Source organism: Rhodococcus sp. NPDC076796, from assembly GCF_040702765.1.
Classification (GTDB): Bacteria; Actinomycetota; Actinomycetes; order Mycobacteriales; family Mycobacteriaceae; genus Rhodococcoides.
Window position 1 is genome coordinate 143,468 of sequence record NZ_JBFBMS010000010.1, and the last position, 6,688, is coordinate 150,155.

Here is a 6,688-nt window from a genome sequence, read left to right on the forward strand (position 1 = left end):
ACGTGGCTGCAGCGAGCATTCTGAGCCCTGCACGGGGTCTTGCCGCAAGCCCCGGGGTGCGCTATACATTGAAAGTGGGAAGAGGGAACCTCAGCTGTCCCAACCCATATCGCACCGACGAAATCGGGCTACATAATCGATGATCCGGCCTCGAATCAGGCCACCAGACCCCTGCCGCGGTGGAGTTCGAGTCGATAGATCACGCCGCCGAACAGGAGCCGTTGCACTGCCTCGTCGGCGAAGTAGCTGTCGATGTCTGTGGGCCGCAGTCTCGGATGGTCGTCGAGGTGTTGCCTGAGCACCAGCAGAACGGTGTCGACGGTGAGGACGAATCGCTCGCCGCCGAGGTCGGTGATCACTGCGCGGCCGACGCCGTCCCATTCGTCGACACGAGCCCAATGTCGAATTCCGCATCCCTCGATGGCCTCGATCAATAGGCGCTCTGCGAAGGGCAACAACGACATTCGATCGGCACGGGCAGCACGTACCGACGCGAGAGCCTGACGGTAGGGGAGTCCGTGTGCTCGCGCATAGCTCCGCGCTGCGCGCTTGTCGGCGTGGTTCTTGGTCACGAGAGTTCCAATCCCTGTGTGCACCAGTCCCGCGCACTGCTGCACCGGTCGGAAGTCATGAACACGGCGTGCAACAAGTAACCAGCTTCGTCGATCGCAGATCCGTGAAGGACCTTGCCCGTGGAACGCTGACGGAGGCGACGCGGGTGCCTGCTGCAGCTGGGGTGGCTATGCGAGTAGCTCTGGTTCGGCACGGTATCACGAACGTCGGGACGACCCGGGATTCATCGATCGCCGAGAAGCAGATCGGCGATGGCGCCGGCACCGACCGGCCGGCCCAAGAGATATCCCTGCGCGAAGTCGCAGCCGGTGGCGGCCAGTGCGTCGAGTTGCTCCTCGGTTTCGACTCCCTCCCCGACGACGGTGACGTCGAATGCGCGTGCGAGCGCAACGATGGCCGAGACGATCGCGCGAGCCCGAGGTGCAGGCAGCCGGGCTATGTACGACTTGTCGATCTTGAAGCACTCGAACATCGGGTAGCGGTCGAGATACGACATGGAGCTGTGGCCTTTACCCATATCGTCGAGCAGGAGAGCCACACCCATGGCGTGCAGGGCAGAGACGGTGTCGGCGACCCGTTCGGTGTCCGCGACCCACACGGTTTCGGTCACTTCGAGTCCGAGAGCGAAGGCAGGCAGTCCCGTCTCTGCCAGTACGGACGCGACCTCGGTGGGAAAGTCGGGATCGCGAAGTTGAAGCGCACTGACGTTGACGCGAACCACGATGTCGGAGAACGTTCGCCACCGCGCCGCGGCCGTGCATGCGGTACGCAGCGCCCATGCGCCCAATGGCGTTGCAAGGCCGATTCTTTCGGCGACGCCGACGAATTCGCTCGGTTCGATGGGGCCGAGCTCGCGGTGATTCCAGCGGGCGAGTGCCTCCACCGCAACGATTTTCCGTGTGGCGATGTCCACCAATGGTTGGTAGGCGAGAGTGAGTTCGTCGGCGCGCAGCGCCGCTCGCAGATCGATCGACAGTGACCTGATGCGATCCGCGTCGTAGAGATCGGTGGGATCGAAAACTGCATGCCCACCGGTTCCACTGTCCTTTGCGCGGTACATGGCCAGGTCGGCGCGATGGATCAGCTCGTGCCGGGTCGAATGAGGTTCGGACACTGCGATACCGATGCTGGCGCTCAAGGGGATGGGCACGTCCTCGGCGGAGAAGGGAACCGCGATGGAACTCGTGATGTGTCGTGCGAGTTCCTCGGCATGAGCAACGCTGTCCACGCCCTCGCAGACGATCAAGAATTCGTCTCCGCCCAGGCGCGCGATGGTGTCGGCGTCTCGGATTGCCGAGGCGAGCCGTTCGACGAACTTGACCAAGGCCCTGTCTCCGGCGTCGTGTCCCAGGCTGTCGTTGATGATCTTGAAGTCGTCTATGTCGAGCAGCAGCAGTGCTACGGTGCCGGACTGTTGTCTCGCGCGGTCCAGTGCCGAATCGATGACCTCGTATGCGAGGGTGCGGTTGGGCAGACCGGTGAGGGCGTCGTGTGTACTACGTCGTCGCAGTTGGAGTTCGAGGTCGATGCGTCGTATCGCTGCGGACACGATGCCGGCAACCGAACTGAGGAACGACACTTCTTCGTCGCGGTAGAGACGGGCCTCGACGCTGTGAATGGAGAGAACTCCCCATGCTTTTCCTGCGGCGGTGAAGATGGGAACTCCGACGCCGCTGCGGAGGCCGAGCGAGATCATCGTGTCGGTACGGAAACGCTTCTCGGCGTGACTGTCGTTGCACACGACAGGCTCCGAGAGCGTCAGTGCGAATCCCACCAACGAACCGTCCCCGGACGGAATGTCCTGGCGCATGCCGAGTGCACCGCTGGCCGCGTCCATGGTCAAGTACGGGTCGGTCGGGTGCTCGAGATGGGCGATGGCGGAGTTCCCCACGCCGATCAGGGTGGCGGCGGTGTCGGTTGCTGCAGTGAGCAATCTGGGTAGCTCGGCGATGACGGCGAATCGGCTCAGATCGGCGAGAGCCTTCTGCTCCTGAGCGTGACGACCGGCGATCACGGCATCGGCCGCCATCCTGGCACTGCGCTGCTCCACCGTGTGTCGGTGCCGAATGGTGGATACGACCACGTCCGGGCCGCCGTCCGCACGACTGATCACATAGGCAGACACCACCACCGGCATGCCGGTACCGGTCACGTGATGGCGCAGCTCGCAGTAGCCCTCCCACTTGCCTTCGGAGACCAAACCGGCGGCGATGTCGTCGGTGAGATCGAGTCCGTCGGAGGTCAGCAGTTCCAACGCCGACAGTTGGCCGATATCGGCCACGTCCTCGAGCCCGATCAGCTCCGAACCCGCTGGATTGATGTACAGAATCTTCCCCGTGAAGTCGGACAGCGCAACGAAGTCCGGAGAACGTTCCAGGAAGGATCGAAGACTCACCGGATCGTCCGGGAGATCGAACATCGGCCCTCCGATCCGTTTCGCTCGGGATACGAGCGGCACCGGGCCCATGTTATTCGCCGTTCGCGGTCCATGTGCCCGAATAGTCCTCGCCGCGTATCAGCCTGTCCGCTGTTGTGCGTCGAGGGGATGTCGAGCGACGAAGAACGCCACATTGCCCACCATCGTCACCTCGACCTGCGCGAATCTGTCGGGCTGCCGAACGGTCACCACACCACCGTCTGCCCCTCGACACGAACGCGACTGAAGAATCGAGGGGTGATGTCGTCCCCGAAGTGGTTGTAGCTGTTCACAATTACGGCGATTTCATCGACGAGAGCGCTCAGCGCAGGGGAGTGGACGTCGATTCCGTCGTCGTGCTGCCAACCCCATGCGGTAGGGACGCCGCTGATCGTGACAACGATCTCGCAGTCGTGGCGGGCCTCGACCTCGTACCGTATGTCGGCGGGCGCGTCTGCAACCGGATCGATCGTCGCCAGGCCGTGGGGTTCGGCCGGGTCGGTGCGCGCCAGCAGAAGGTCGTAGCGAATCATCTCGGCGACGTCTTCGAGGCCCGCGTGTCGGCCCAGTCTGCCGTGATTGGAACCGTACTGTCGGCTGCGATCGGCGGTCGAACGCATCGAGCGGAACAGTCGATTCAGCATGCGCTGCGCCACATCTCGTTCCGAAATGCCCGTGCGGGGGTGATCGATCAATGCCTGCAGCCGGGACATTCGGACGGCGGGATCGACGGGCACGGGGTCAGGATATCGCGTTGACCGGATGGACGGACGGCCACGTCGAGCTGATGGTGCGCTTCATGCGAATTGGGGTAGCGACCCCGTCGAACATTCGTGAGCGTTGCGGGGTGAGAGAGAGCAGTCCAAACTGGGACCTATCATGACGAACTACGACCTACGCGCGAACCCACGGAAATTGCGGCCGCGGCCAGCGGTACCGCGCGAGGTGGCGGTCGAGCTGACGTCCAGTGGGGTTCCTGTTGCCGAGCGCGACTTCTTCATCGAGGAGTTCCGCGGGGTCACGATCGTGATCGCCCTTCCCGTGTTGAGCATCGCGGCGCTCGAGGCAGTGAAACGAACGGTCGGGGAGTTCGGAACCGGCGATACGCGGTTCATTTTCGTGGTTCCGGCCGACTACGTTCCGGAAGTCAGCGCTGCAGTCGGTGGTGTAGCCATGGCGAGTGCGACTGTCTGGAACGACGAGTCCGTCGCCCGTCTGTGGCTCGCAATCGCGGATTCGGAATACGTCGTGATCGGGGCGGAAGCAGCCGCTGTCGCGCGCACTGCAGGGGCAGTGTCTGCGAGCGTGCGGGCCTCGAAGATGGTCCTGACCGATCCGGGCGGGGGTTGGGGCGATCCTCCTCGTAGCTTCGCCGACATCGACCTGCACCGCGAGCGTCTGGTCGCACACCTGGCCGAACGGGGGCTCGACGATTTCCCGTCCGCGGCCGAGGCGGCACTTGCCGGCGGTGCATACAGCGTGAACCTATGCCGTGCTGAGGATCTCGAATTCGAGCTGTTCACATTCGACGGCCGGGGGACCGTCCTCACCCAGGGGCGCTACCTCCACTTGGCCTCGCTGCAGGTCGACGATTTCCCTGCAATAGAGGCATTGGTCGCACAGGGAGTGCGAGAAGGGGTTCTCAAGCAGCGCAGTCGGATCGAGATTGCCAGGATGGCGGTCGGAGGACTCGGTGCGCGGGTGCTGCGCACCGGGCACCTCGCCGGAATCGTCGGACTGGAGGTGGACCGTTACGCCGGAACAGGATTCGCCGAAGTGTCGGGTTTGATCACAGTCGCCGAGTTCTCCGGACTGGGAGCGGGTGGCTTGCTGATGGACGGGTTGTTGGAGGTCTGCCGCACCAGGGGTATCGCGAATCTCTTCGCGGTCACCGTCAGCAGTGAAGCAGCGGAGTTCTTCATCAAACGTAGCTTTGTAGAGGTCGGTCATCAGGATGTCCCTGCTGCAAAATGGGAAGACTACGACGCTGATCGACTCGAGTCTGCTCGTTGTTTTCTACGATCTGTCTGAACAGATGTGCAGCAGCGTCTGCGGTCCAGGCCTTCGTCGCCGCCGGAGTGAGTGAGGACCAAGAATCGGTCCGGACGTAGGAGCTGGTCCGGGACCGAATATCCGGGCACGGACACCGGAGTGGACCTGGTGTTGACACTCCCCTTGGGGGAGACATCACCGTGGGGTCATGACAACAGAATGGGATGGACTCCCGGACAACGTGAAGAAGTTCATGACCGCACTCGACTCCCGACAAGGCGCTCGAGCGCTCACTCTGTTCACCGCGGATGCCGTGGTGACCGACGAGGGCCACGATCACTCGGGCCGCGACGAGATCGAGGCCTGGCTGACCGCCTCGGTCAGTGAGAGTGAGTACACCTACACAACAGAGTTCACCGGGGCGACCACGACCGGCACGACTGTCGCCGTCGGGCAGCACCTGGAAGGCAACTTCCCCGGGGGAGTCGTCGACCTGCACTACCGCTTCACGCTGGACGGCGCGCTGATCCAGCGGCTGGTGATCGAGCCATGAGCAAGCGATGGTTCATCACCGGTGGCACACCTGGCGGTTTCGGCATGGCCTACGCCGAGGTGGCGCTGGAGGCGGGAGACCGCGTGGTACTCACCGCCCGGCGTCCAGGGGAATTGGCGTCGTGGGCCGATCAGTACGGTGACCGCGTTCTCGTCGTGCCCATGGATGTCACCGACGCGGATCAGGTACTACGAGCGGTACGAACAGCCGAGGAGCATTTCGGCGGTATCGATGTGTTGGTCAACAACGCAGGCCGCGGCTGGTACGGATCGATCGAGGGAATGAGCGAGACCTCTATACGGGCGATGTTCGAGCTGAACTTCTTCGCCGTGCTGTCCGTGACGCGAGCAGTGCTTCCAGGTATGCGCGCCCGCGGAAGCGGGTGGATCGTCAACGTGTCCTCGGTGGCCGGGCTTCTGGCGGCGGTCGGATTCGGTTACTACAGCGCGACGAAATACGCGATCGAGGCCGTCACCGATGCGCTGCGCCAGGAGGTTGCCGAGCAAGGCATAGCTGTGTTGACAGTCGAACCAGGGGCGTTCCGCACGAACGCCTACGCCGGATTCGCCGAAGAGCCGGTCGCGGAGGCGATTTCGGAATACCACGGCATGCTGGAACAGGTGCGGGCCGCTTTCGTCGACATGAACGGGGTGCAACCGGGCGATCCGCATCGCGGTGCCCGTGCGGTGATCGCAGCGATGACCCAGGACCCGCCGCCACGCCGGCTGATTCTGGGCAACAGCGGGTACGACGCCGTGATCGACGCGTTGGAACAAAATCTGAGCGACATCCGGTCGAACGAAACACTATCTCGCAGCGCGGATTTCCCGGCCTAGCCAGGCCCGCTGAAACAAAACTCGATAGCGACCGGTCCGGAGCATCAGATTACCGATCCCACGGTGGTGACGGCCAGTTCGTTCTCAACGACCCGGCCGTCACCACGGCACAACAACAGCCTGCAAAGCTGTGCGAATGGCCTTCACCATTACGCTTGACGCTGGCTGCTGACGTAGAGCAGGAGGGATTGGTTAGTTGACATAATGTTGATTATCGGCAAAAAAATATGACCAATTTCATCTGATGCAATAACTCGTCGCCGTACGCGTATTAGACCTTTGACATGCAGTGCCGTCCTGTCGTCGGTGCCAGGCCGA

General features: G+C 63.0%; 6 protein-coding genes. 3 read left to right on the forward strand and 3 right to left on the reverse strand.

Annotation, left to right across the window (positions count from 1 at the left end):
• Positions 1-155 precede the first annotated feature (155 nt).
• The 3 genes from AB0366_RS23225 to AB0366_RS23235 form a co-directional block, all read right to left on the reverse strand.
• On the reverse strand, positions 156-572 hold the full coding sequence (locus tag AB0366_RS23225; RefSeq protein ID WP_121872402.1) for a hypothetical protein: 417 nt from the start codon (positions 570-572) through the stop codon (positions 156-158).
• A 224-nt stretch (positions 573-796) separates the two neighbouring features.
• Entirely contained in the window at positions 797-2,992 is a 2,196-nt protein-coding gene (locus tag AB0366_RS23230) for an EAL domain-containing protein (RefSeq protein ID WP_366246025.1), read from the reverse strand.
• Between the two features lie 203 nt (positions 2,993-3,195).
• Positions 3,196-3,726, reverse strand: a complete 531-nt coding sequence (locus AB0366_RS23235; RefSeq protein WP_366246027.1) for a hypothetical protein — start codon at positions 3,724-3,726, stop codon at positions 3,196-3,198.
• Between the two features lie 142 nt (positions 3,727-3,868).
• Between AB0366_RS23235 and AB0366_RS23240 the strand changes: the two genes are divergently transcribed.
• The 3 genes from AB0366_RS23240 to AB0366_RS23250 all read left to right on the forward strand — a co-directional run bounded on the left by AB0366_RS23240 (position 3,869) and on the right by AB0366_RS23250 (position 6,370).
• Complete coding sequence (locus AB0366_RS23240) at positions 3,869-5,020, forward strand: GNAT family N-acetyltransferase (protein ID WP_366246028.1); 1,152 nt, start codon at positions 3,869-3,871, stop codon at positions 5,018-5,020.
• A gap of 169 nt (positions 5,021-5,189) precedes the next feature.
• A complete protein-coding gene (locus tag AB0366_RS23245; RefSeq protein ID WP_366246029.1) occupies positions 5,190-5,534 on the forward strand; it encodes a nuclear transport factor 2 family protein in 345 nt (114 codons plus the stop codon).
• Positions 5,531-6,370 carry an SDR family NAD(P)-dependent oxidoreductase gene (locus AB0366_RS23250; RefSeq protein ID WP_121869840.1) on the forward strand — a complete coding sequence of 280 codons (840 nt, stop codon included), beginning with the start codon at positions 5,531-5,533 and terminating at the stop codon, positions 6,368-6,370. The genes AB0366_RS23245 and AB0366_RS23250 overlap by 4 nt, the downstream gene beginning before the upstream one ends.
• The last annotated feature ends 318 nt before the right edge of the window (positions 6,371-6,688 follow it).

Coding starts and splice junctions, on each gene's coding strand:
- AB0366_RS23240 (WP_366246028.1), top strand. CDS start 3,869: ATGACGAACTACGACCTACGCGCGAACCCACGGAAATTGCGGCCGCGG.
- AB0366_RS23245 (WP_366246029.1), top strand. CDS start 5,190: ATGACAACAGAATGGGATGGACTCCCGGACAACGTGAAGAAGTTCATG.
- AB0366_RS23230 (WP_366246025.1), bottom strand. CDS start 2,992: ATGTTCGATCTCCCGGACGATCCGGTGAGTCTTCGATCCTTCCTGGAA.
- AB0366_RS23250 (WP_121869840.1), top strand. CDS start 5,531: ATGAGCAAGCGATGGTTCATCACCGGTGGCACACCTGGCGGTTTCGGC.